Origin of the sequence: Streptomyces sp. NPDC001941, from assembly GCF_040296945.1 — a bacterium.
In the GTDB taxonomy this organism is placed as follows: domain Bacteria; phylum Actinomycetota; class Actinomycetes; order Streptomycetales; family Streptomycetaceae; genus Streptomyces.
Genome location: NZ_JBEOYE010000023.1, coordinates 82,769 through 107,313 on the forward strand (window position 1 = coordinate 82,769; position 24,545 = coordinate 107,313).

A 24,545-nucleotide genomic window follows, 5' to 3' on the forward strand; every position below is an offset into this window, starting at 1 on the left:
TAATGGGACTCGAAGAGAAGCTGCCGAGCGGTTTCCTGCTCACCACCGTCGAACAGGCCGCGGGCTGGGTGCGGAAGTCCTCCGTCTTCCCCGCGACCTTCGGCCTCGCCTGCTGCGCCATCGAGATGATGACCACCGGCGCCGGCCGCTACGACCTGGCCCGCTTCGGCATGGAGGTCTTCCGCGGCTCACCGCGCCAGGCCGACCTGATGATCGTGGCCGGACGGGTGAGCCAGAAGATGGCCCCCGTCCTGCGCCAGGTCTACGACCAGATGCCCAACCCCAAGTGGGTCATCTCCATGGGCGTGTGCGCCTCCTCCGGCGGCATGTTCAACAACTACGCGATCGTGCAGGGCGTCGACCACGTCGTACCGGTCGACATCTACCTGCCGGGCTGCCCGCCGCGCCCCGAGATGCTGATGGACGCGATCCTCAAGCTCCACCAGAAGATCCAGGGCTCCAAGCTCGGCGTGAACGCGGCGGAGGCCGCGCGCGAGGCCGAGGAAGCGGCGCTCAAGGCACTGCCCACCATCGAGATGAAGGGGCTGCTGCGATGAGCGAGTCCGCCGAGCAGAACGGCGTCCCCGCCCAGCGCGCGGACACCGGCGAGGTCATCGGCGTACGCACCGGAATGTTCGGAGCCAGCAGCGGCGCCGACACCTCCGGCTACGGCGGCCTGGTGCGCACCGTCACCCTGCCGGGCGCCTCCTCCCGTCCGTACGGCGGCTACTTCGACGAGGTCGCCGACGAGCTGGAGGGCGCGCTGGAGGAGCAGGGCCTGGTGCCCGAGAACGCCATCGAGAAGACGGTCGTCGACCGCGGCGAGCTCACCTTCCACATCGCCCGCGAGCACCTGGACCGCGTCGCCCGCACCCTGCGCGACGACCCGGCGCTCCGCTTCGAGCTGTGCACCGGCGTCTCCGGCGTGCACTACCCCGGCGACAAGGGCCGCGAGCTGCACGCCGTCTACCACCTGCGCTCGCTCACCCACGGCCGGCTGATCCGGCTGGAGGTCTCCGCGCCGGACAGCGACCCGCACGTGCCCTCGCTCGTCGCGGTCTACCCGACCAACGACTGGCACGAGCGCGAGACCTACGACTTCTTCGGCCTGGTCTTCGACGGCCACCCCGCCCTCACCCGGATCATGATGCCGGACGACTGGCAGGGCTTCCCGCAGCGCAAGGACTATCCCCTCGGCGGCATCGCCGTCGAGTACAAGGGCGCCCAGATCCCGGCTCCGGACCAGCGGAGGTCGTACTCGTGAGCACTTCCCAGGCGTCTCCCCGCGAGACGACAGAAGGCACCGTCTACACGGTGACCGGCGGCGACTGGGACGAGGTCGTCCAGTCCGCGGCCAAGGCCGACGACGAGCGCATCGTCGTCAACATGGGCCCCCAGCACCCCTCCACGCACGGCGTGCTCCGGCTGATCCTGGAGATCGAGGGCGAGACGGTCACCGAGGCCCGCTGCGGCATCGGCTACCTGCACACCGGCATCGAGAAGAACCTCGAGTACCGCACCTGGACGCAGGGCACCACCTTCGTCACGCGCATGGACTACCTGACGCCCTTCTTCAACGAGGCCGCCTACTGCCTCGGCGTGGAGAAGCTGCTCGGCATCGAGGACCAGATCCCCGACCGCGCCAGCGTCATCCGGGTCCTGCTCATGGAGCTCAACCGGCTCTCCTCGCACCTGGTGTGCATCGCCACCGGAGGCATGGAACTCGGCGCCACCACGATCATGATCTACGGCTTCCGCGACCGGGAGCTGATCCTCGACCTCTACGAGCTGATCACCGGCCTGCGCATGAACCACGCGTTCATCCGCCCCGGCGGCCTGGCGCAGGACCTGCCGCCCGGCGCGATCGACCAGCTGCGCGAGTTCGTGAAGACCATGCGCAAGAACCTGCCGGAGTACGACAAGCTCGCCACCGGCAACCCCATCTTCAAGGCCCGCATGCAGGACGTCGGCCACCTGGACCTCGCGGGCTGCCTCGCCCTCGGCGCCACCGGACCGGTCCTGCGCTCCGCCGGGCTCCCGCACGACCTGCGCAAGACCGACCCGTACTGCGGTTACGAGGACTACGAGTTCGAGGTCCCGACCGCGGACACCTGCGACTCCTACGGCCGCTTCCTCATCCGCCTGGAGGAGATGCGCCAGTCGCTCGGGATCGTCGAGCAGTGCCTGGACCGCCTGGAGCCCGGTCCGGTCATGGTCGCCGACAAGAAGATCGCCTGGCCCGCGCAGCTCGCGCTCGGCCCGGACGGACTCGGCAACTCCCTCGACCACATCAAGCAGATCATGGGCACCTCCATGGAGTCCCTGATCCACCACTTCAAGCTGGTGACCGAGGGCTTCCGGGTCCCGGCCGGGCAGACCTACGCCGCGGTCGAGTCGCCCAAGGGCGAACTGGGCGCGCACGTCGTCTCCGACGGCGGCACCCGCCCCTACCGGGTCCACTTCCGCGACCCCTCCTTCACCAACCTCCAGGCCATGGCGGCGATGTGCGAGGGCGGCCAGGTCGCCGACGTCATCGTCGCCGTCGCGTCCATCGACCCCGTGATGGGAGGCGTCGACCGGTAATGACGGACGTATCGCTGGGGATGCCGCAGCTCCCCGCCCCCGACTACCCGGCCGACGTGCGCGCCCGGCTCGAAGCGGACGCCAAGGAGGTCGTGGCCCGCTACCCGGACAGCCGCTCCGCCCTGCTGCCGCTGCTGCACCTGGTGCAGTCCGAGGAGGGCCACGTCACCCGCACCGGCATGCGGTTCTGCGCGGAGGTGCTCGGCCTCACCACCGCCGAGGTCACCGCCGTCGCCACCTTCTACACCATGTACCGGCGCAAGCCGTCCGGCGACTACCAGGTCGGCGTCTGCACCAACACGCTCTGCGCGGTGATGGGCGGCGACGCCATCTTCGAGGAGCTCAAGGAGCACCTCGGCGTCGGCAACGACGAGACCACCGAGGACGGCAAGGTCACGCTGGAGCACATCGAGTGCAACGCGGCCTGCGACTTCGCCCCCGTCGTGATGGTCAACTGGGAGTTCTTCGACAACCAGACGCCGCAGAGCGCCAAGCGGCTCGTCGACGACCTGCGCGCCGGACGCCCCGTCGAGCCCACCCGCGGCGCCCCCCTGTGCACCTACAAGGACACCGCGCGCATCCTGGCCGGCTTCCCCGACGAGCGCCCCGGCGCCGTCGAGGCCACCGGCGGCGCGGGACCCGCCTCGCTCGTCGGGCTCCGGCTGGCCAAGGGCGAGACGGCCCCCGCCCGGGTGGTCTCGCCGCGCACCGGCACCCCGCACGACGAGGCCCCGGCCGGGCCCTCCGGCCTCTCGCCCGCCGAGCACCAGAGCTCGCACGACGCGCCGCAGCGGACCGCGCAGTCCGACCCCGCGCACCCGGCGGACCCGGCCACCGAGGAGGGGGAGTGATGACGATGGCACCCGAGATCAACGAGACCAGCCCCGAGAAGCTGCTGGCGCCCGTGCTCTCCGCCTTCTGGGACGAGGAGGGCTCCTGGACGCTGGAGACCTACCGGCGCCACGAGGGCTACGAGGGACTGCGCAAGGCCCTGGCGATGACGCCCGACGAGGTCATCGCCTACGTCAAGGACTCCGGCCTGCGCGGCCGCGGCGGCGCGGGCTTCCCCACCGGCATGAAGTGGCAGTTCATCCCGCAGGGCGACGGCAAGCCGCACTACCTGGTGGTCAACGCCGACGAGTCGGAGCCGGGCACCTGCAAGGACATCCCGCTGCTCTTCGCCAACCCGCACAGCCTGATCGAGGGCATCCTGATCGCCTGCTACGCGATCCGCTCCTCGCACGCCTTCATCTACCTGCGCGGCGAGGTCGTCCCCGTCCTGCGCAGGTTGCACGAGGCGGTGCGCGAGGCGTACGAGGCCGGGTACCTCGGCAAGGACGCGCTCGGCCCCGGTCTCGACCTCGAACTCACCGTGCACGCCGGCGCCGGCGCGTACATCTGCGGCGAGGAGACCGCGCTGCTCGACTCCCTGGAGGGCCGCCGCGGCCAGCCCAGGCTGCGTCCCCCCTTCCCGGCCGTCGCCGGTCTGTACGCCTGCCCCACCGTGGTGAACAACGTCGAGTCCATCGCCTCGGTTCCCGCGATCCTCCAGCGCGGCAAGGACTGGTTCAAGTCGATGGGCAGCGAGAAGTCCCCGGGCTTCACGCTGTACTCGCTCAGCGGCCACGTCGCCTCGCCCGGCCAGTACGAGGGTCCGCTCGGCATCACGCTGCGCCAGCTGCTCGACATGAGCGGCGGCATGCGCCCCGGCCACCGGCTCAAGTTCTGGACCCCGGGCGGCAGTTCGACCCCGATGTTCACCGAGGAGCACCTCGACGTGCCCCTCGACTACGAGGGCGTCGGCGCCGCCGGGTCGATGCTCGGCACCAAGGCCCTGCAGTGCTTCGACGAGACCACCTGCGTGGTCCGCGCGGTCACCCGCTGGACCGAGTTCTACGCCCACGAGTCCTGCGGCAAGTGCACCCCCTGCCGCGAAGGCACCTACTGGCTCGTGCAGTTGCTGCGCGACATCGAGGCCGGCAAGGGCGCCCTGGAGGACCTCGACAAGCTGAACGACATCGCCGACAACATCAACGGCAAGTCGTTCTGCGCGCTCGGCGACGGCGCCGCCTCGCCCATCTTCTCCTCGCTGAAGTACTTCCGCGAGGAGTACGAGCAGCACATCACCGGCAAGGGCTGCCCCTTCGACCCGGCCCGGTCCACCGCCTGGGCCGACAACCACGTGGAGGTGAACGCATGACCGTCACCACGAGCGCTCCCTCCGGGGGCGGCGAGGCGGCCCTCCCGCCGGAGGACCTGGTCACGCTGACCATCGACGGCATCGAGATCAGCGTCCCCAAGGGCACCCTCGTCATCCGCGCCGCCGAACAGCTCGGCATCGAGATCCCGCGGTTCTGCGACCACCCGCTGCTCGACCCGGCCGGCGCCTGCCGCCAGTGCATCGTCGAGGTCGAGGGCCAGCGCAAGCCGATGGCCTCCTGCACCATCACCTGCACCGACGGCATGGTCGTCAAGTCGCAGCTGACCAGCCAGGTCGCCGAGAAGGCCCAGCACGGCGTGATGGAGCTGCTGCTCATCAACCACCCGCTGGACTGCCCGGTCTGCGACAAGGGCGGCGAGTGCCCGCTGCAGAACCAGGCGATGTCCCACGGCCAGGCCGAGTCGCGCTTCGAGGGCAAGAAGCGGACGTACGAGAAGCCGGTGCCGATCTCCACCCAGGTGCTGCTCGACCGCGAGCGTTGCGTGCTCTGCGCGCGCTGCACCCGCTTCTCCAACCAGGTCGCGGGCGACCCGATGATCGAGCTGATCGAGCGCGGCGCGCTCCAGCAGGTCGGCACCGGCGAGGGCGACCCCTTCGAGTCGTACTTCTCCGGCAACACCATCCAGATCTGCCCGGTCGGCGCGCTCACCTCCGCCGCCTACCGCTTCCGCTCCCGCCCCTTCGACCTGGTCTCCACGCCGTCGGTGTGCGAGCACTGCGCGGGCGGCTGCGCCACCCGCACCGACCACCGGCGCGGCAAGGTCATGCGGCGCCTGGCCGCCAACGAGCCCGAGGTCAACGAGGAGTGGATCTGCGACAAGGGCCGCTTCGGCTTCCGCTACGCCCAGCAGCGCGACCGGCTCGACACCCCGCTGGTGCGCAGCGCCGAGACCGGTGAACTGGAGCCCGCCAGCTGGCCGGAGGCGCTGGAGGCCGCCGCGCGCGGCCTGGTGCGCGGCCGCACCGGCGTGCTCAGCGGCGGCCGGCTGACCGTCGAGGACTCCTACGCGTACGCCAAGTTCGCCCGGGTCGCCCTGGACACCAACGACATCGACTTCCGCGCGCGCGTGCACAGCAGCGAGGAGGCCGACTTCCTGGCCGCCCGGGTCGCCGGGCGCGGACGCGACCTGGACCGCTCCGGCGTCACGTACACCTCCCTGGAGCAGGCCCCGGCGGTGCTGCTGGCCGGGATCGAGGCCGAGGAGGAGGCGCCCGGCGTCTTCCTGCGGCTGCGCAAGGCCCACCGCAAGCACGGCCAGCGCACCTTCGCGCTGGCCACCCACGAGACCCGCGGCCTGGTCAAGGCCGGCGGCACCCTGCTGCCCGCCGCCCCCGGCACCGAGACCGAGTGGCTGGACGCGCTGGCCGCCGGGGTCGGCCTGGAGGGCGAGGGCGCCACGGCCGCCGAGGCGCTGCGCGCCGCCGGGTCCGTGCTGGTCGTCGGCGAGCGGCTGGCCGCCGTGCCGGGGGCGCTGACCGCCGCCGTGCGGGCCGCCACCGCGACCGGCGCCGCACTGGTCTGGATCCCGCGCCGCGCCGGTGAGCGCGGCGCCGTCGAGGCCGGCGCGATCCCGTCGCTGCTGCCCGGCGGCCGCCCGGCCACCGACCCGCGGGCCCGCGAGGAGACCGCGGCGGCCTGGGGCGTGCGCGAACTCCCGCACCGCTACGGCCGCGACGCCGGGCAGATCGTGGAGGCCGCCGCCACCGGCGAGCTGGCCGCCCTGCTGGTGGCGGGCGTCGAGGTGGCGGACCTGCCCGACCCGGCCCGCGCGCGGGCCGCGCTGGACGAGGCGTTCGTGGTCAGCCTGGAGCTGCGTCCGAGCGAGGTCACCGAGCGGGCCGACGTGGTGTTCCCCGTCGCCGCCGTCGCCGAGAAGCCCGGCACGTTCCTCAACTGGGAGGGCCGGGCCCGGATGTTCGAGGCCGCCCTCAAGCCGGAGCAGATGACCCGCACCCTGCCGCCCTCCGACGCGCGCGTGCTGCACATGCTGGCCGACGCGCTCGACGTGCACCTGGCGCTGCCGGACCTGAAGTCCGCACGGCGCGAGCTGGACCGGCTGGGCGCCTGGGACGGGCCGCGGGCCACCGAGCCCCTGGACTCCGCTCAGCCGCTGCCCCGCCCGGGCGACGGCGAGGCGGTCCTCGCGGGCCACCGGCTGCTGCTCGACCAGGGCCTGCTCCAGCGGGGCGACGAGGCGCTGGCGGGCACCCGCCACGCGGCGGTCGCCCGGCTCTCGGCGGCCACCGCGGCCGAGAGCGGCGTCAAGGACGGCGACGAGCTCGCGGTCACCGGCCCGGCCGGCGAGATCCGGCTGCCGCTGCGGGTCACCGAGATGCCCGACCGCGTGGTCTGGCTCCCGCTGAACTCGGCCGGGCCCGGCGTCCTCGACGGCACCGGCGCCCGCCCCGGCGAGCTGGTGCGCATCGGTCCCGCGGCCCGGGCGGCCGCGACCCCCGCGGAGGTGGAGGCATGACCCCGTACACCCTGGCGGCCGAGGACCTCTCGATGTTCGGGCGGGACCCCTGGTGGCTCGTCGCGATCAAGGCGGTCTTCTGCTTCGCCTTCCTGATGGTGACCGTGCTGTTCTCCATCGTGTGGGAGCGCAAGGTCGTCGCGTGGATGCAGCTGCGCATCGGACCCAACCGGCACGGACCCTGGGGCATGCTCCAGTCGCTCGCCGACGGCATCAAGCTGATGCTGAAGGAGGACGTGATCGTCAAGCGCGCGGACAAGGTCGTCTACGTCCTCGCGCCGGTCATCGCCGCCATCCCGGCGTTCATGGCGATCGCGGTCATCCCCTTCGGCCCGGCCGGCAACGAGGTCTCGATCTTCGGCCACCGCACCACGATGCAGCTGACCGACCTGCCGATCGCCATGCTCTACGTGCTGGCCGTCGCCTCGGTCGGCATCTACGGCATCGTCCTCGCGGGCTGGTCGTCCGGCTCCACGTACCCGCTGCTCGGCGGTCTGCGCTCGTGCGCGCAGATGATCTCGTACGAGATCGCCATGGGCGCGGCCTTCGCCTCCGTCTTCCTCTACTCCGGGTCGATGTCGACCTCGGCGATCGTGGAGGCCCAGGCGGACCGGTGGTACGTGGTCCTGCTCCCGGTGTCGTTCATCATCTACATCATCACGATGGTCGGCGAGACCAACCGCGCCCCGTTCGACATGCCGGAGTCCGAGGGCGACCTGGTCGGCGGCTTCAACACCGAGTACTCGTCCATCAAGTTCGCGATGTTCATGCTCGCCGAGTACGTCAACATGGTCACCGTCTCGGCCGTGTCCGTGACGCTCTTCCTCGGAGGCTGGCGCGCGCCCTGGCCGGTCAGCACCTTCTGGGAGGGCGCGAACCACGGCTGGTGGCCGATGCTCTGGTTCGTCCTCAAGGTCCAGCTGCTGCTGTTCTTCTTCATCTGGCTGCGCGGCACGCTGCCCCGCGTGCGCTACGACCAGCTGATGAAGCTGGGCTGGAAGGTGCTCATCCCGGTCTCGGTGGTCTGGCTGATGCTGGTCGCCACCGTGCGGGCGCTGCGCAACGAGAACTACGACTTCCAGCAGATCCTGCTCTACGTCGGAGGCGCGGTCATCGCCGTCCTCCTGCTCTCCTTCGTCGCCGACCTGTTCCGCGACAAGAAGTCCGGGGCCGAGGCGGCCGAACAGCCGCCCGCCTTCGACCCGATGGCCGGCGGCTACCCCGTGCCGCCGCTGCCCGGCCAGACCCTGCCGCCGGTGCCCCGGCGCCGGCCGCGCCGCGAGCGCGAGCTGATCGGCAGTGGCGCCTCTGATACTGCGACTGCGAGTGACGGAAAGGAGACGGACGGTGTCTGACTTCCAGAACCCGGTGGCGGGCTTCGGCGTGACCTTCAAGGCCATGTTCAAGAAGCGCCTGACCGAGCAGTACCCGGAGCAGCAGAAGACGACCGCGCCGCGCTTCCACGGCCGGCATCAGCTCAACCGTCATCCCGACGGGCTTGAGAAGTGCGTCGGCTGCGAGCTGTGCGCCTGGGCCTGCCCGGCGGACGCGATCTACGTGGAGGGCGCGGACAACACGGACGAGGAGCGCTACTCGCCCGGCGAGCGCTACGGCCGCGTCTACCAGATCAACTACGCCCGCTGCATCCTGTGCGGGCTCTGCATCGAGGCGTGCCCCACCCGGGCGCTGACGATGACCAACGAGTTCGAACTGGCCGACTCCTCCCGCGAGAACCTGATCTACACCAAGGAGCAGCTCCTCGCGGGGCTCGACGAGGGCATGGTCGACGCGCCGCACTCGATCTTCCCCGGCATGGACGAGGGCGACTACTACCGGGGCGCGGTCACCGAGGCCGCCCCGGGCACCGTGCGCCAGGTGGCCGTGTCCAAGGGCGAGAAGCCCGAGCCGGAAGGGGCGGAAGCATGAGCCTCGCCGCCTACGCCACCTCCACCGGCGAGGCCTTCCAGTTCTGGGTGCTCGGCACCGTCGCCGTGATCGGCGCGCTGTGCACGATCCTGATGAAGAAGGCCGTGCACAGTGCGCTGTGCCTGGCCGGCACCATGATCATCCTGGCGGTCTTCTACCTGGCCAACGGGGCGTACTTCCTGGGCATCGTGCAGATCGTCGTCTACACCGGCGCGATCATGATGCTGTTCCTCTTCGTGGTCATGCTGGTCGGCGTCACCGCCGCCGACTCCCTCAAGGAGACCCTCAAGGGCCAGCGCTGGTGGGCCGCCGCCTGCGGCCTCGGCTTCGGCGTCCTGCTGATCGCCGGCATCGGCAACGCCTCCCTGAAGAACTTCGAGGGCACCGGCGGGGCCAACGCCTCGGGCAACGTGGAGGGCCTGGCCGCCCTCATCTTCACCAAGTACGTCTTCGCCTTCGAGATCACCGGCGCGCTGCTCATCACCGCCGCCGTCGGCGCGATGGTCCTCACCCACCGCGAGCGCGCCGAGCGGCCCGCCACCCAGCGCGAACTGGCCGAGCGCCGGGTCCGCGAGGGCAAGCACCTGCCGCCGCTGCCCGCCCCCGGCGTCTACGCCCGGCACAACGCGGTGGACGTCCCGGGCCTGCTGCCCGACGGCACCCCGTCCGAGCTCACCGTCAACAAGACGCTGCGCGACCGGGGTCAGATCCGCGACGTGTCCAGCGAGGCGCTCAGCGACCTCAAGGCGCTGGAGCAGCGCTCCGCGGAGCGCCTGGGCCGCGAGGAGGAGGTCAGCAAGTGAACCCGGTCAACTACCTCTACCTCGCCGCCCTGTTGTTCACCATCGGCGCCGCCGGGGTGCTCATCCGGCGCAACGCGATCGTGGTCTTCATGTGCGTCGAGCTGATGCTCAACGCCTGCAACCTCGCGTTCGTGGCCTTCTCCCGGCTGCACGGCAACCTCGACGGCCAGATCATCGCGTTCTTCACGATGGTCGTCGCCGCCGCCGAGGTCGTGGTCGGCCTGGCGATCATCGTGTCGCTGTTCCGTTCCCGTCACTCGGCCTCGGTCGACGACGCGTCCCTGATGAAGCTGTGAGGGGCTGACCGTGGACAACCTGATTGCGCTGCTCGTCGCGGCGCCCCTGCTGGGAGCCGCCGTCCTGCTCTGCGGCGGACGCCGGCTCGACCGCGTCGGCCACTGGCTGGGCACGCTGCTCGCCGCCGTCTCCTTCGGCATCGGCGTGGTGCTCTTCATCGACATGCTGGGCAAGGGCGCGGAGGACCGCTCCCTGCACCAGCACCTGTTCAGCTGGATCCCCGTGGGGGGGTTCAAGGCGGACGTCGCCTTCCAGCTCGACCAGCTGTCGATGACCTTCGTCCTGCTGATCACCGGGGTGGGCACGCTCATCCACGTGTACTCGATCGGGTACATGGAGCACGACGAGCGCCGCCGCCGCTTCTTCGCGTACCTCAACCTCTTCCTCTCGGCGATGCTCCTGCTGGTGCTCGCCGACAACTACCTGCTCCTGTACGTCGGCTGGGAGGGCGTCGGCCTCGCCTCGTACCTCCTGATCGGCTTCTGGCAGCACAAGCCCAGCGCGGCCACCGCCGCGAAGAAGGCCTTCCTGGTCAACCGGGTCGGCGACATGGGCCTGTCGATCGCGATCATGCTGATGTTCACGACCTTCGGGACGTTCGCCTTCGGGCCGGTCCTGGAATCCGTCGGGAACACCTCCGAGGGCAAGCTGACGGCCATCGCGCTGATGCTGCTGCTCGCCGCGTGCGGCAAGTCGGCCCAGGTGCCGCTGCAGTCCTGGCTCGGTGACGCGATGGAGGGCCCGACCCCGGTCTCGGCCCTCATCCACGCCGCCACCATGGTCACCGCCGGCGTCTACCTGATCGTCCGCTCCGGCGCGATCTTCGACGCGGCGCCGGACGCGCAGCTGGTGGTCACCATCGTCGGCGCGGTCACGCTGCTCTTCGGTGCGATCGTCGGTTGCGCCAAGGACGACATCAAGAAGGCCCTGGCGGGCTCGACGATGTCGCAGATCGGCTACATGGTGCTGGCCGCGGGCCTCGGCCCGATCGGCTACGCCTTCGCGATCATGCACCTGGTGACGCACGGCTTCTTCAAGGCGGGCCTCTTCCTCGGCGCCGGTTCGGTCATGCACGGCATGAACGACGAGGTGGACATGAGGAAGTACGGCGCGCTGCGCAAGCACATGCCGGTCACCTTCGTCACCTTCGGCCTGGGCTACCTGGCCATCATCGGCTTCCCCGGCCTGTCCGGCTTCTTCTCCAAGGACAAGATCATCGAGGCCGCCTTCGCCAAGGGCGGCACCGAGGGCTGGATCCTCGGCGCCTGCGCCCTGCTGGGCGCGGCGGTCACCGCGTTCTACATGACCCGCGTGATGCTGATGACCTTCTTCGGCGAGAAGCGCTGGCAGCCGGACGCGGAGGGCCACGAGCCGCACCCGCACGAGTCGCCGAAGTCGATGACCATCCCGATGGTCCTGCTGGCCTTCGGCTCGGTCTTCGCCGGCGGCCTGTTCTCCATCGGCGACCGCTTCGTCGGCTGGCTGGAGCCGGTCACCAAGTTCGAGCACGGCCACCCGCCGATCGGCGCGGCCGCGATCACCGCGTCCACCATCGTCGTGATGGTGGTCGGCGTCGGCCTGGCCTGGCTGCAGTACGGCCGCCGCCCGGTCCCGGTCACCGCCCCGCGCGGCTCCGTGCTCACCCGGGCCGCCCGCCGCGACCTGTTCCAGGACGACTTCAACCACGTGGTCCTGGTCCGCGGCGGCGAGCACCTCACCCGCTCCCTGGTGTACGTCGACCACTCGCTGGTCGACGGAGTGGTCAACGGCACCGCCGCCTCGGTCGGTGGCCTGTCCGGCCGGCTGCGCAAGCTGCAGAACGGCTTCGCCCGCTCCTACGCCGTCTCGATGTTCGGAGGTACGGCGGTGCTGATCGCCGCGACCCTGCTGATGAGGGCGGTGTGACCATGTCCTTCCCGATCCTCACGGCCACGGCGGCCGTCCCGGCGGTGGGCGCGGTCCTGACCGCCGCCGTGCCCGCCGCCCGCCGCACCGCCGCCAAGTGGCTGGCGCTGTTCTTCTCCCTGGTCACGCTCGCGCTGGCGGTCGTCGTCCTGGTCCGCTTCGAGCCCGGCGGGGACCGCTACCAGCTCACCGAGTCGCACGCCTGGATCAAGGACTTCGGCGTCCGCTACGAGCTGGGCGTGGACGGCATCGGGGTGGCGCTGATCGCCCTGACCGCCGTACTCATCCCGTTCGTCATCCTGGCCGGCTGGCACGACGCCGACCCGCTGGAGACCAAGTCGCCGCGCTGGCGCCCCACCCAGGGCTTCTTCGCGCTGATCCTGATGGTCGAGGCGATGGTGGTGCTCTCCTTCGAGGCCACCGACGTCTTCCTCTTCTACATCCTCTTCGAAGCGATGCTCATCCCGATGTACTTCCTCATCGGCGGCTTCGGGGACCGCGCCCACACGGGCAGCGACGAGAACGCCGCGGCCCAACGCTCGTACGCGGCCGTGAAGTTCCTGCTCTACAACCTGGTCGGCGGCCTGATCATGCTGGCCGCGGTCATCGGGCTCTACGTGGTCGCGGGCAACTTCTCGCTCCAGCAGATCGCCGAGGCCCGCGCCAACGGCTCGCTGGACATGGCCACCAACACCGAGCGGCTGCTGTTCCTCGGCTTCTTCTTCGCCTTCGCGGTGAAGGCGCCGCTGTGGCCGCTGCACACCTGGCTGCCCAACGCCATGGGCGAGGCGACCGCCCCGGTGGCCGTGCTGATCACCGCGGTGGTCGACAAGGTCGGCACCTTCGCGATGCTCCGCTTCTGCCTGGGCCTCTTCCCCGAGGCCAGCGAGTGGGCGACGCCGGTCATCCTGGTGCTCGCGCTGATCAGCATCGTCTACGGCGCGCTGGTCGCGGTCGGCCAGCGGGACATCAAGCGCCTGGTGGCGTACGCGTCGATCTCCCACTTCGGCTTCATCGTCATGGGCATCTTCGCGATGACCAGCCAGGGCCAGTCCGGCGCGACGCTCTACATGGTCAACCACGGGATCTCGACGGCCGCGCTGATGCTGGTCGCCGGGTTCCTGATCTCGCGCCGCGGCTCGCGCCTGATCGCGGACTACGGCGGCGTGCAGAAGGTCGCCCCGGTCCTCGCGGGCACCTTCCTGGTCGGCGGCCTGGCGACCCTGTCGCTGCCCGGACTCGCCCCGTTCGTCAGCGAGTTCCTGGTCCTGGTCGGCACGTTCAGCCGGTACCCGGTGGTCGGGATCATCGCCACCACGGGCATCGTGCTCGCCGCGCTGTACACGCTGGTCCTGTACCAGCGCACGATGACCGGTCCGGTGAAGGCCGAGGTGGCGAAGATGCCCGACCTCAGGGCCCGTGAGCTGCTGGTGGTGGCGCCGCTGATCGCGCTGCTGCTGTTCCTCGGGGTGTTCCCGAAGCCGCTCACCGACATCGTGAACCCCGCGGTGAAGCACACCCTGTCCGACGTGCAGAAGACCGACCCCGAGCCCGAGGCGGAGGCAGCGAAGTGAGTGCGACAGCTGTCCACAGCCTGTGGACGACGGCGGCCGACCCGATCGAGAAGATCCCGGCCCCCCACATCGAGTACGCCCAGCTCGCCCCGGTCCTCATCGTGGTGGGCGTGGCGATCCTCGGCGTCCTCGCCGAGGCCTTCGTACCGCGCAAGGGCCGCTACTACACCCAGGTGTTCCTGAGCTTCTTCGGCCTGGCCGCCGCGTTCGCCGCGGTGGTCGCCCTGGCCGCGGACGGCTACGCGGGCTCCGGCGCCGACAGCAAGGCGCACGTCGCCGCGATGGGCGCCATCGCGGTGGACGGGCCCGCGCTGTTCCTCCAGGGCACCATCCTGCTGGTCGCGGTGTTCTCGGTGTTCACCTTCGCCGAGCGGCGCCTGGACCCGTCCGACCACGGCCACCGGGCCGACTCCTTCGCGGCCCAGGCCGCGGCGGTGCCCGGCGGCGAGGCCGAGAAGGCCGCCGTCAAGGCGGGCTTCACCACCACCGAGGTCTTCCCGCTGGTGATGTTCGCGGTCGCCGGCATGCTGGTCTTCCCGGCGGCCAACGACCTGCTGACGCTCTTCATCGCGCTGGAGGTCTTCTCCCTGCCGCTGTACCTGCTCTGCGCCGTCGCCCGCCGCAAGCGGCTGATGTCGCAGGAAGCGGCCGTGAAGTACTTCCTGCTCGGCGCGTTCTCCTCGGCCTTCCTGCTGTTCGGGATCGCCCTGCTGTACGGGTACGCGGGCTCCGTCTCGTACGGCCGCATCGCCGACGTGGTGGACGGCACGGTCACGGACATCACCCCGGCGCTCGCCGACACCATGGGCAACGACGCGCTGCTGCTCATCGGCTTCGCCATGGTGATGACGGGGCTGCTGTTCAAGGTGGGCGCGGTGCCCTTCCACATGTGGACCCCGGACGTCTACCAGGGCGCCCCGACCCCGGTCACCGGCTTCATGGCGGCGGCCACCAAGGTCGCGGCGTTCGGCGCGATGCTGCGCCTGCTGTACGTGGTGCTGCCGGGCCTGCGCTGGGACTGGCGGCCGGTCATGTGGGGCGTCGCCATCGTCACCATGCTGGCCGGTGCGATCGTGGCCATCACCCAGACCGACATCAAGCGGCTCCTGGCGTACTCCTCGATCGCGCACGCGGGGTTCATCCTCGCCGGTGTGATCGCGGCGACCCCGGACGGCGTCTCCTCGGTCCTCTTCTACCTGGGCGCGTACTCCTTCGTGACGATCGGCGCGTTCGCCGTGGTGACGCTGGTGCGCGACGCGGGCGGCGAGGCCACGCACCTGTCCAAGTGGGCCGGTCTGGGGCGGCGTTCGCCGCTGGTGGCCGCGGTGTTCGCGGTCTTCCTGCTGGCCTTCGCGGGCATCCCGCTGACCTCCGGCTTCTCCGGCAAGTTCGCCGTGTTCAAGGCGGCGGCCGAGGGCGGCGCGGGCGCGCTGGTGGTGGTCGGCGTGATCTCCTCGGCGATCGCGGCCTTCTTCTACGTCCGCGTGATCGTGCTGATGTTCTTCAGCGAGCCGAAGGCCGACGGCCCGACGGTGGCGGTGCCCTCGCCGCTGACCATGACGGCCATCGGGGTGGGCGTGGCGGTGACCCTCGTCCTGGGTCTGGCCCCGCAGTACTTCCTCGACCTGGCGAACCAGGCGGGCGTGTTCGTCCGCTAGCCAGGCTCCGTACGGTCCAGGGCCCGGCACCCCGCGAGGGTGCCGGGCCCTCGTGCGTACGGCCGGAACGGCCCTGTGGCGCACCGGAGTCGGGCGTGCCATCGTGACAGGTGGTCTGGACCAGCACGGAAGGAGGGTGGGGAGGATGCGCACCGCCTTCCCGATGCACCGCCTGGACGTCCCGATGCCCAACGCCCTGCCGTTCGCCATCGGCACCTTCGACTCCATCGGCCCGATGTCCCGCGCCGACTTCCCGCACCGCCACACCTTCTACGAGATCGTGTACGTCACCCACGGCGCCGGCACCCACGTCCGCGACCTGGAGCGGGCCCGGCTCGACCCCCCGCACCTGGGGTTCGTGCTGCCCGGCCAGCTGCACCACTGGGAGGGCGTGACCGGCCTGGACGGCTACGTGGTGCTGTTCACCGAGGACTTCCTGCTCGACCACCCCGGCGACCGGGAGGCGCTGCGCCGCCTCGGGCACGCGCCCTGGCGCCGCCTGGACGACCGGGCGGCGGGCTGGGCCGGGTCGCTGGTGGCCGAGCTCGACCGGGAGTACCGGACGGGCGACGGCGGCTTCGACTCCGTACTGCGGGCCCTGCTGCACATCCTGGTCGTGCGGGCCGGGCGGCGGCTCGCCGCACCGGCCGGCGAGGGAGCCGCCCGGACGGCGCCGGTGGCGCGGGAGTTCGAGCGGCTGCTCGCGGACACCGACCCGGCCGCGCTGACGGTCGGCGGCTGCGCGGGGCGGCTGGGGGTGTCGGTGAGCCACCTGACCGAGGTGGTGAAGGACGCCACCGGGCGGACCCCGGGGGAGCTGGTCCGCCAGGCCCGCACCAGCGAGGCCAAACGGCTGCTCGCCCGCACCGAACTGACCGTGCGACAGGTCGCGGCGCGGGTGGGCTTCGACGACCCCGCCTACTTCTGCCGCTTCTTCCGCCGCGAGACCGGCACCAGCCCCGGGGGCTTCCGCCGGGACGGCGGGGACGGCCCGGCCGGGCCGGGTGGGGATAAACACCACGACCACCGGATCGAGTCCATCGCCCGGGCCGCGCCCGCTCCCTAGGTTCATTGCCAACCCCCCTACGCATCACAGGAGTCGGCATGGACGGCACGAACGAGCAGCTCCCCGGGCAGCCCAGCCGCAAGACGGTCCTCAGGGCCGCGGTCGCCGCGGGCGCCGCCGTCCCCCTCGCCCTGATGGGCGTGCCCGCGCTGGCCCGCACGCTCTCCGGCGGCCCGGCCGCGCCCGAGGCGACCCCCTCCTGCGACGACGGCGACGACCCCACGGTCCCGCAGACCGAGGGGCCCTACTTCAAGCCGAACTCGCCGCTGCGCACCTCCCTGGTCGACGCGGGCACGCCCGGCACCCGGCTCAGCGTCAGCGGCTACGTCTTCGGCCTGGCCTGCCGCCCGGTCGCCGGGGCGCTCCTCGACTTCTGGCAGGCCGACGTCAACGGCGCGTACGACAACAGCGGGTTCCGCTTCCGCGGCCACCAGTTCACCGACGCGCAGGGCGCGTTCAAGCTGTCCACGATCGTCCCCGGGCTCTACCCCGGCCGCACTCGGCACATCCACGTCAAGGTCCAGGCGCCCGGCCGCCCGGTCCTGACCACGCAGCTCTACTTCCCCGGCGAGCCGCGCAACAACACGGACACCATCTTCGACCCGCGGCTGCTGATGACCGTCCGCGACGGGGGCTCCGGGCGCGAGGCCGCCTTCGACTTCGTGCTCAACGTGCCCCAGGACCCGGGCACCCCCTCGCCGACGCCCACCCCGACCGCGCCCGGCGGCGGCACCTGGGCGGCCGGCACGGCGTACGCGGCGGGGGCCAGGGTCACCTACGGCGGGGTCGGCTACACGTGCCTCCAGGGGCACACCGCGCAGACGGGCTGGGAGCCGCCGAACACTCCCGCGCTGTGGCGGGCGGGCTGACGCGCCCGCCCACCCCGGCGCCGGGGAGCGGTTCCCGGTCGTGTGGGAGGCGGCGGACCGGCCCGGACGTGGCCGGTCCGCCGCCGGTTGTCAGCGGGGCCCCCTAAGGTGGCTGGAGTGACACCGGCACCAGCACCAGTACGACGGGGGACGACGCGATGAGCGGCGAGGCGCTTCAGACCCTGCACCGGGTCTTCGGCTACGAGGCCTTCCGGGGCGAGCAGGAAGCGATCATCGAGCAGGTGGTCGGCGGCGGAGACGCCGTCGTGCTCATGCCCACCGGAGGCGGCAAGTCCCTGTGCTACCAGATCCCCGCCCTGGTCAGACCGGGTACGGGCGTGGTGATCTCACCACTGATCGCACTGATGCAGGACCAGGTGGACGCGCTGCGGGCGCTCGGCGTGCGGGCCGGGTTCATCAACTCCTCGCAGGACTTCGACGAGCGGCGCACCGTGGAGGCCGAGCTGCTCGCGGGCGAGCTCGACCTGATCTACCTGGCCCCCGAGCGGCTGCGCCTGGACGCCACCCAGGACCTGCTGGGCCGCGCCAAGATCTCCCTGTTCGCCATCGACGAGGCGCACTGCGTCTCCCAGTGGGGGCACGACTTCCGGCCGGACTACCTGGCCCTGTCGATGCTGGGGGAGCGCTGGCCCGACGTGCCCCGGCTCGCCCTGACGGCGACCGCCACCCCGGCCACCCACCGGGAGATCACCGAGCGGCTCGGGATGCACCGGGCGCGGCACTTCGAGGCGGGCTTCGACCGGCCCAACATCCAGTACCGCATCGTGCCCAAGGCCGACCCCAAGAAGCAGCTGCTCGCCTTCCTCAAGGAGGAGCACCCCGGGGACGCGGGCATCGTCTACTGCCTCTCGCGCGCCTCGGTGGAGAAGACGGCCGAGTTCCTGTGCGCCAACGGGGTGGAGGCCGTGCCCTACCACGCGGGCCTGGACGCGGGCACCCGCGCGGCGCACCAGTCGCGGTTCCTGCGCGAGGACGGTCTGGTGGTCGTCGCCACCATCGCCTTCGGCATGGGCATCGACAAGCCCGACGTGCGCTTCGTGGCCCACCTGGACCTGCCCAAGTCCGTCGAGGGCTACTACCAGGAGACCGGCCGCGCGGGCCGCGACGGCCGCCCGTCCACGGCCTGGATGGCGTACGGCCTGCAGGACGTGGTCCAGCAGCGCAAGATGATCCAGGGCGGCGAGGGCGACGAGGCCTTCCGGCGGCGCGCGGCCGCCCACCTGGACGCGATGCTGGCGCTCTGCGAGACGGTGGAGTGCCGCAGGGCGCGGCTGCTCGCCTACTTCGGCCAGGATCCCGACGGCACCGCCTGCGGCAACTGCGACACCTGCCTGACCCCGCCGAAGACCTGGGACGGCACGGTGGCGGCGCAGAAGGTGCTGTCCACGGTGTGGCGCCTGGAGCGGGAGCGTCGGCAGAAGTTCGGCGCGGGCCAGATCATCGACATCCTGCTGGGCCGCAGGACCGCCAAGGTGATCCAGTTCGACCACGACCAGCTGTCGGTGTTCGGCATCGGCGAGGAGCTGTCCGAGGCGCAGTGGCGCGGCGTGGTCCGCCAGCTGCTCGCGATGGGGCTGCTCGCGGTGGAGGGGGAGTACGGCACGCTGGTGCTCACCGACACCAGCGGCGAGGTGCTGGGCAGCCGGCGCGAGGTGCCGCTGCGCACCGAGCCGGAGAAGCCGGCCAAGGCGGCGCGCGCCGCGAAGTCGGGGAAGTCCAAGGCCCCGGCGGAGGACCTGCCGCCGGAGGCGGAGCCCCTGTTCGAGGCGCTGCGCGCGTGGCGGGCGGCACAGGCGAAGGAGCAGGGGGTCCCGGCGTACGTGATCTTCCAGAACGCCACCCTGCGCGAGGTCGCGCTGACCCGTCCGGGGAGCCTGGCGGACCTGGCGGAGATCGGCGGCATGGGCGAGAAGAAACTGGCGACGTACGGGGAAGCGGTCCTGGAGGTGGTGGCCTCCCAGGTGTCCGAGGAGTTCCAGGAGCCGCAGGCGTCCGAGGAGACGGGGTGAGCCGGGGCCCGGGTCACCCCTGGTGACCCGGGCCCGGCCCCCGCCTCAGCGGGAGCGGATGGTGCCGGTGACCTCGCCCAGGGCCACCCGGACGCCGTCCGGGCCCGGGGCCCATGCCGTGAGGACGACCTCGTCCCCGTCCTCCAGGAACGTCCGCTTCCCGGAGGGCAGCTCCAGCGCGTCCCGCCCGTTCCAGGTCAGCTCCAGGAGCGACCCCCGCTGGCGCACCTCGGGGCCCGAGACCGTGCCGGAGCCGTACAGGTCCCCGGTGCGCAGCGACGCCCCGTTCACCGTCATGTGCGCGAGCTGCTGCGCGGCCGTCCAGTACATGGTGGCGAACGGCGGCTCGGCGACGACCTCGCCGTTGATCCGTACCGTGATCCGCAGGTCGAAGCCGCCCGGCTCCTCCTCGGCGGAGTCGTCCAGGTACGGCAGCAGCGGGAAGTCGCGGGCCGGCGGGGTGACCCTGGCCGCGTCCAGGGCCTCCAGCGGGGTCACCCAGGCCGACACGGACGTGGCGAAGGACTTGCCGAGGAACGGGCCGAGCGGCACGTACTCCCAGGCCTGGATGTCCCGCGCCGACCAGTCGTTGAGCAGCGAGAGCCCGAAGACGTGGTCCCGGAAGTCCTCCAGCGCGACCGGCTCGCCCAGCGCCGAGGGCGCGCCGACCAGGAAGCCGACCTCCGCCTCGATGTCGAGCTTCACCGAAGGGCCGAACACCGGCGCCGGGTCCGTCGGCGCCTTGCGCTGCCCCGAGGGCCGCACCACGTCGGTGCCGGAGACCACGACGGTGCCGGAGCGCCCGTGGTAACCGATCGGCAGGTGCTTCCAGTTGGGGGTGAGCGCGTCCCCGTCGGGCCGGAAGATCCGCCCCACGTTGGTCGCGTGGTGCTCGGAGGCGTAGAAGTCGACGTAGTCCGCGACCTCGTAGGGCAGGTGCAGGGTCACCGTGTCCAGCGGGTGCAGCAGCGGCTCTATGTCGGGGCGGTGCGCGGGCACGGTCACCCAGGCGGTGAGCGCGCGGCGCACGTCGCGCCAGGTGGTCCGCCCGGCCGCGAGCAGCGGGTTGAGGCTGGGCTGCGCGAGCAGTCGCGCGTACGGGGAGCCCAGGGCGTGCGCGGCGGCACCCGCGTCCAGGACGTGGTCGCCCAGGCGGACGCCGAGGCGGCGGCGGTCGGGTTCGCCGGCGGTGGAGAAGACGCCGTACGGGAGGTTGTGCGGGCCGAAGGGGTCGCCCTCGGCCAGGTCGAGCGGGCTCTGCTCGGGCATTGCTGCTTGCCTCGCTTTCCACGGGTGTGGGGACCACGTTACGTCGGGGGCGCCCCGGCGCGGCAGTGCCGAAATTGCCGCGAATGCCGGAAAGGCCGTGCGGGGCGGGAGGTCCGGGCGGCGCCCGCCGGACGGGTCCCCGCCACGATCGCGCAATCCCCCTTCCCGCGGGCGCGGACTCTGTCACAGTCAACTCATGGGGGAATACGTCGAGTTCACCTTCGAAGACGGCCAGTCCGTGCTGCTTGAGGTCTTTCCCAGCCCGCTCGGCGAGGCCGCGCAGGCGCCACCCGGCGCGGGCCACCTCGAACCGGTCGCCGGCTCCGGCGGCCTGGTCTCCCGGGCCGCCCGGGGCACCCTGCGCACGATGCTGCGCCCGCTGGTCCCGGTCCTGGAGACCGTGCACGAGACGGTGAACGGGCTCGCCGTGCGCCCCGACGAGATCGGCGTCGAGATCGGGGTGCGCTTCACCAACGACCTGCGCCTGGGCATCGTGAGCGCGCGCGGCGAGGCGAACCTGGTGGTCAAGGCGGTCTGGAAACCCACGGGCGAGGGCCCGGACGGCACCCCGGACGCGCCCCCGGACGGCCCGCCGGACGAGACCCCCGGGGGCGGCGGGGGCGACTCGTGACCCCGGACGCCGACCCGCTCGACGTCGCGGTGGCCGCCGCCTGGGTCACCGTCCACGGCGCCCGCAGCGGGACGCCCGTGGGCGCCGGCGTCTACGTCGCCGAACGGCACGTACTGACCTGCGCGCACGTGCTCAACGCCGCGCTCGGCCGCCCCAAGAAGGGCCAGGAGCCGCCCGCCGACGAGGAGTTGGCCCGGGTCGGGCTCAGCCGCCCGGCCGCGCCCGGACAGCCCCTGGGCGGCCCGGTGCGGCTGGTGAGCTGGGAGCCGCCGTGCGACGACCCGCACTCCAACCGCTGGGACGGCGACCTGGCGCTGGTCGAGGTGGCGGTCCCAGGCGCCCCCGTGTCGTTCGGCGAGACCGAGCCGTACCGCACCCTGCAGACCTGGCACGGCACCGGCGCCGCGGGCACCCAGGCCGACGTCGTCGTCAAGGCCAGGCTGGGCGCGCGCTGGCTGATGCTCAACGCCGAGGACGGCGCGTTCGCGGTGCACGAGGGGTTCAGCGGCGCGCCCCTGTGGGACCGCGAACAGGGCCGGGCGGTCGGCGTCGTGGTCTCCACCGAGGACGGGCGCCCGCGTTCGTACGGGATCGCGGCCGGCCGGGTGCGCGCCTTCCTGGCCGTCTCCGGGATCTCCCCGAGGCCGCTGGGCGAGGGCGTCGGACGCCGCGAGCACGAGCGCCGCAGGGACCTCCTGGAGGCGGTCGAGGACCTGTGGGAGCAGCTCACCCCGGGCCGCGCCCACCGGCTGGGCCGCCGGATGGCCGAGGAACTGGGCCTGTGGCACCCGCCGGTCACCCCGGCCGCGCTCGTCGAGGCGGTGCTCGCCCACCCGCGCGGCGGCCTGGCGCTGGCCCACCACACCGCGCTGACCCCGCTGCCCGCGGACTGCGACCCGGGTCCGCTGCTCACGGCGCTGGCCGCGCTGGGCAACCGCCGCCTGCTGCTGCCCGCCGAGTACGAGGAGCTGTGCCGCGAGCTGGGTCCCGCCGGCCACCGGGAACTGCTCGCGGCCGCCGCCCGCTGCGGCTGCCTGGTCGGGGTGCCGCTGGCCACCGTCCCCGACCTGTCCGCCCTGGTCGAGCACCTGGAGGCGCACCGCCCCCGGGACGCCGTCACCGTGCCGCACCTGCTGCGCGCCGTGGAGGAGGCGGCGGCCCGCAGGGGCGCGGCCGGCGCCGGGCTGTGCGGCTGGTCGGACACCGTGGCCGGGCGCCGCGGGGTGCCGGCGGGCGCGCTGGAGGAGTGCCGCGACAGCGCCCGCGACCGGGCCGCGTCGGTGACCGGCGAGCGGCGCCCGGTGGTGCGGGTGCGGCTGGTGCGCGCGGTGCGCCCCGAGGTGTACGAGTACGAGATCAGGGCCTATGACGAGGCGGACGTCCAGACCGGCGGCTGGTGCGCCGACGAACCCGCCCCGCGCGACCGGCTCTGCCACGAACTGGCCCAGGCGGTGGAGCAGTTGGAGGAGCGGGTCGCCGAGGTGGACGTGGAGTTCATCGTGGAGGACGGCGACTACGAGCGGCCCGTGGACCGCTGGCCGGTGCCGTCCGCCGAGGCCGGGCCGCGCGCGGTCGGCCTGGACCGGCCGGTGGTGCTGCGCGGTCGGCCCATGAGGCGCACGGCGCTGTGGCAGGAGCGCTGGCGCCACCGGGACACCGCGGGGCGCGGCCCGCTCGTGCTGCGCGACCGCGAGCAGGCGGAGAAGGAGCTCCCGGTCCGCCCGGACGTGGCCTGCGTGATCCTGTGCTGCCCGGTGGAGCGCCGCGCGCCGCTGGTGGGCATCTGCCGCCAGCAGGGGGTGCCGGTCGTGGTCTGGTGCCGGGGCGAGCACGGGGGCAGCGAGGAGACCGTGCTCGGGCCGCTGGTGCGCGAGGACTGGCCCCGCAGGCTGCTGGGCGGGGTGAGGGAGCTGAGGGTGGCGGCCGGGTCCGACGAGGGCCATCCGGGGGCCAACCTGGCGCTCGTGTGGGAGGACCCGCGCTGGTCGCCCGCGTACTGGCAGGGCACGTTGCGCCCCCTCGGCCGCGCCTGGGGGCTCGGACAGGGCGGAGGAGCCGCATGAGCAGGGGACGTCCGCCGGTGGAGCGGCTCTTCCGGGGCGACGGGGCCGGGTACCCGGACGACGTGCCGCTGCCGGAACCGCCGCCCTGGCGCCGCCCGTCGGCCCAGCGCGCCCGCACCCGCTACCTGATCGACCGGGACCAGGTCGACGTGGTCAACGCGGCCCTGCGGCTGCGCCGCCCGCTGCTGGTGACCGGACCGCCCGGCACCGGCAAGTCCACCCTGGCGCGCGCGGTCGCCGACGAGCTGGACCTGGGCCCGGTGCTCACCTGGCCGGTCAACACCCGCTCCACGCTGGACGGGGCGCTGTACCGCTACGACGCGATCGGCCGGCTGCGCGACCAGCAGGGCGCGGGACGGGAGGCGGTGGAGCGGGACATCGGTTCGTACGTACGCCTCGGGGCCCTCGGCACCGCGCTGGCCACCCGCCACCGGGGGAGGCCCCGGATGCTGCTCATCGACGAGTTCGACAAGAGCGACGTGGACCTGCCCAACGACCTGCTGTTCGTCCTGGAGGAGGGCGAGTTCCAGATCCCCGAGCTGGCCCGGCTGCCCGAGGACCAGCGCACCGTGCGGGTCAACACGGCGGACTGGGGGGAGCGGGTGACCGTCGAGGGCGGCACCGTGCGCTGCGAGGAGTTCCCGTTCGTGGTCGTCACCAGCAACGGCGAGCGCGAGTTCCCCGCCGCCTTCCTGCGCCGCTGCGTGCGCCTGGAGCTGCGCTACCCCGAGGAGGAGCAGCTGGAGGAGATCGTCCGGGCGCACTTCCCGGACGACCGGGACTGGGACCGGGTCAGGGAGCTGATCCGGGGCTTCGTGGAGCGCCGCAGGCTCGGCGACCTGGCCACCGACCAACTGCTGCACGCCGTGCACCTGTTGCGCCACGGCGTGGAGCCGGAGGAGCGGCACCTGAAGGAGGCGGTGCTGCGTGAGCTCCGCGACACCGGCGCCGGGTGAGGGGTACGGGGACGGCGGCGCGGCCGTCCCGCCCTCCGACGCCGTCCTGCTGGACCGGCTGCGGCGGGCCCTCGGGGCGGCGGGCCACGACCCGACCCCCGGTGAACTGGGCGACCTGCTCTGGCTGGCCCTGCACACCCCGCCGCCCGGCCGGCCGCCCGGACCTCCCGAACCGGTGCCCCCGGCCGCCCCCGCCCCCGCACCGGGGCGCCGCCGCCCG

General features: G+C 72.4%; 20 protein-coding genes and 1 pseudogene. 20 read left to right on the forward strand and 1 reads right to left on the reverse strand.

Annotated features, from left to right (window positions below; translation table 11 throughout):
- Positions 1-2: 2 nt before the first annotated feature.
- The 16 genes from ABT160_RS18030 (at position 3) to recQ (ending at position 19,406) form a co-directional block, all read left to right on the forward strand.
- Positions 3-557 (forward strand): NuoB/complex I 20 kDa subunit family protein, encoded by a 555-nt coding sequence (locus ABT160_RS18030; protein ID WP_351648570.1) that lies wholly within the window; start codon positions 3-5, stop codon positions 555-557.
- Positions 554-1,264: an NADH-quinone oxidoreductase subunit C gene (locus ABT160_RS18035; protein WP_351648572.1), complete on the forward strand. Its 711-nt coding sequence runs from the start codon at positions 554-556 to the stop codon at positions 1,262-1,264. Before ABT160_RS18030 ends, ABT160_RS18035 begins: the two co-directional genes overlap by 4 nt.
- Positions 1,261-2,583: an NADH-quinone oxidoreductase subunit D gene (locus ABT160_RS18040; RefSeq protein WP_351648574.1), complete on the forward strand. Its 1,323-nt coding sequence runs from the start codon at positions 1,261-1,263 to the stop codon at positions 2,581-2,583. Before ABT160_RS18035 ends, ABT160_RS18040 begins: the two co-directional genes overlap by 4 nt.
- Positions 2,583-3,434, forward strand: coding sequence for an NADH-quinone oxidoreductase subunit NuoE (gene nuoE, locus ABT160_RS18045; protein WP_351648575.1), 852 nt, complete (start codon positions 2,583-2,585; stop codon positions 3,432-3,434). The genes ABT160_RS18040 and nuoE overlap by 1 nt, the downstream gene beginning before the upstream one ends.
- Positions 3,434-4,783 (forward strand): NADH-quinone oxidoreductase subunit NuoF, encoded by a 1,350-nt coding sequence (nuoF, locus tag ABT160_RS18050; RefSeq protein WP_351648577.1) that lies wholly within the window; start codon positions 3,434-3,436, stop codon positions 4,781-4,783. The genes nuoE and nuoF overlap by 1 nt, the downstream gene beginning before the upstream one ends.
- Positions 4,780-7,278 (forward strand): NADH-quinone oxidoreductase subunit G, encoded by a 2,499-nt coding sequence (locus ABT160_RS18055; RefSeq protein ID WP_351648579.1) that lies wholly within the window; start codon positions 4,780-4,782, stop codon positions 7,276-7,278. The genes nuoF and ABT160_RS18055 overlap by 4 nt, the downstream gene beginning before the upstream one ends.
- On the forward strand, positions 7,275-8,633 hold the full coding sequence (gene nuoH / locus ABT160_RS18060; protein WP_351648581.1) for an NADH-quinone oxidoreductase subunit NuoH: 1,359 nt from the start codon (positions 7,275-7,277) through the stop codon (positions 8,631-8,633). The genes ABT160_RS18055 and nuoH overlap by 4 nt, the downstream gene beginning before the upstream one ends.
- Positions 8,626-9,204, forward strand: coding sequence for an NADH-quinone oxidoreductase subunit NuoI (gene nuoI / locus ABT160_RS18065; protein WP_351648582.1), 579 nt, complete (start codon positions 8,626-8,628; stop codon positions 9,202-9,204). The genes nuoH and nuoI overlap by 8 nt, the downstream gene beginning before the upstream one ends.
- Positions 9,201-10,007: an NADH-quinone oxidoreductase subunit J gene (locus tag ABT160_RS18070; protein ID WP_351648585.1), complete on the forward strand. Its 807-nt coding sequence runs from the start codon at positions 9,201-9,203 to the stop codon at positions 10,005-10,007. The genes nuoI and ABT160_RS18070 overlap by 4 nt, the downstream gene beginning before the upstream one ends.
- The gene (nuoK, locus tag ABT160_RS18075; RefSeq protein WP_031077103.1) at positions 10,004-10,303 is read left to right on the forward strand and encodes an NADH-quinone oxidoreductase subunit NuoK; all 300 of its coding nucleotides are present in this window, start codon (positions 10,004-10,006) and stop codon (positions 10,301-10,303) included. Before ABT160_RS18070 ends, nuoK begins: the two co-directional genes overlap by 4 nt.
- A gap of 10 nt (positions 10,304-10,313) precedes the next feature.
- Positions 10,314-12,209, forward strand: coding sequence for an NADH-quinone oxidoreductase subunit L (gene nuoL, locus ABT160_RS18080; protein WP_351648587.1), 1,896 nt, complete (start codon positions 10,314-10,316; stop codon positions 12,207-12,209).
- A 2-nt stretch (positions 12,210-12,211) separates the two neighbouring features.
- Positions 12,212-13,783: an NADH-quinone oxidoreductase subunit M gene (locus ABT160_RS18085; RefSeq protein WP_351648589.1), complete on the forward strand. Its 1,572-nt coding sequence runs from the start codon at positions 12,212-12,214 to the stop codon at positions 13,781-13,783.
- The gene (nuoN, locus tag ABT160_RS18090; RefSeq protein WP_351648591.1) at positions 13,780-15,441 is read left to right on the forward strand and encodes an NADH-quinone oxidoreductase subunit NuoN; all 1,662 of its coding nucleotides are present in this window, start codon (positions 13,780-13,782) and stop codon (positions 15,439-15,441) included. The genes ABT160_RS18085 and nuoN overlap by 4 nt, the downstream gene beginning before the upstream one ends.
- A gap of 145 nt (positions 15,442-15,586) precedes the next feature.
- Entirely contained in the window at positions 15,587-16,507 is a 921-nt protein-coding gene (locus ABT160_RS18095) for a helix-turn-helix transcriptional regulator (protein ID WP_351648593.1), read from the forward strand.
- Between the two features lie 38 nt (positions 16,508-16,545).
- On the forward strand, positions 16,546-17,376 hold the full coding sequence (locus ABT160_RS18100; protein WP_351648594.1) for a dioxygenase family protein: 831 nt from the start codon (positions 16,546-16,548) through the stop codon (positions 17,374-17,376).
- A 158-nt stretch (positions 17,377-17,534) separates the two neighbouring features.
- Positions 17,535-19,406 carry a DNA helicase RecQ gene (gene recQ / locus ABT160_RS18105; protein ID WP_351648596.1) on the forward strand — a complete coding sequence of 624 codons (1,872 nt, stop codon included), beginning with the start codon at positions 17,535-17,537 and terminating at the stop codon, positions 19,404-19,406.
- Positions 19,407-19,451: 45 nt separating this feature from the next.
- Here the strand turns inward: recQ and fahA are convergent, their stop codons facing one another.
- Positions 19,452-20,675: a fumarylacetoacetase gene (gene fahA, locus ABT160_RS18110; RefSeq protein ID WP_351648598.1), complete on the reverse strand. Its 1,224-nt coding sequence runs from the start codon at positions 20,673-20,675 to the stop codon at positions 19,452-19,454.
- Between the two features lie 196 nt (positions 20,676-20,871).
- On the opposite strand from fahA, the gene ABT160_RS18115 reads away from it, so the two are divergent.
- From ABT160_RS18115 to ABT160_RS18130, 4 genes and pseudogenes are all read left to right on the forward strand, one after another.
- Positions 20,872-21,306 (forward strand): CU044_2847 family protein, encoded by a 435-nt coding sequence (locus tag ABT160_RS18115; protein ID WP_351648600.1) that lies wholly within the window; start codon positions 20,872-20,874, stop codon positions 21,304-21,306.
- On the forward strand, positions 21,303-23,369 hold the full coding sequence (locus tag ABT160_RS18120; RefSeq protein ID WP_351648602.1) for a VMAP-C domain-containing protein: 2,067 nt from the start codon (positions 21,303-21,305) through the stop codon (positions 23,367-23,369). Before ABT160_RS18115 ends, ABT160_RS18120 begins: the two co-directional genes overlap by 4 nt.
- The gene (locus ABT160_RS18125; protein WP_351648604.1) at positions 23,366-24,325 is read left to right on the forward strand and encodes an AAA family ATPase; all 960 of its coding nucleotides are present in this window, start codon (positions 23,366-23,368) and stop codon (positions 24,323-24,325) included. The genes ABT160_RS18120 and ABT160_RS18125 overlap by 4 nt, the downstream gene beginning before the upstream one ends.
- Positions 24,297-24,545 (forward strand): annotated as a pseudogene (locus ABT160_RS18130) (hypothetical protein); the annotation flags it as partial. The gene ABT160_RS18125 and the pseudogene ABT160_RS18130, both read left to right, overlap by 29 nt.